The sequence below is a fragment of the Xenorhabdus santafensis genome (genome assembly GCF_033949405.1).
GTDB lineage: Bacteria > Pseudomonadota > Gammaproteobacteria > Enterobacterales > Enterobacteriaceae > Xenorhabdus > Xenorhabdus santafensis.
This window is the reverse complement of sequence record NZ_VCDN01000481.1, coordinates 1-336: the sequence shown is the minus strand read 5'-3', so window position 1 is coordinate 336 and position 336 is coordinate 1. Positions and strand designations below refer to the sequence as shown.

Here is a 336-nt window from a genome sequence, read left to right as displayed (position 1 = left end):
AAGTTTTGGAGCAAAAGTATTTCTCCTGAATCCAAAACAAGTTGCAAATTTTAAGAAAAGCTATTCTGACATGGATAAAACCGATGAGATTGATGCCTTTGTCATTGCTGATTACTTACGATTTGGACGTAATCAAATGTCTATCGTAAAAGAAAGTCAGTATGTGGCACTCCAGCAATTAACAAGATCTCGTTATCAGCTCGTTAGAATGTTGACAAAGGAAAAGCAACATTTTCTCCAACACCTAAGTTATAAATGTAATACGTTCTCACAAGAAGTGGATTCTTCTATATTTGGTAACGCCATGATGGAATTGTTTCTTGAAAAATTCAGTCT

At 34.5% G+C, this 336-nt stretch carries 1 protein-coding gene; it reads left to right on the top strand.

Annotated elements, in window-relative coordinates; genetic code table 11:
• Positions 1-336, top strand: a 336-nt coding sequence (locus FE392_RS23140; protein ID WP_319932014.1) for an IS110 family transposase, incomplete at both ends; no start/stop codon positions are given.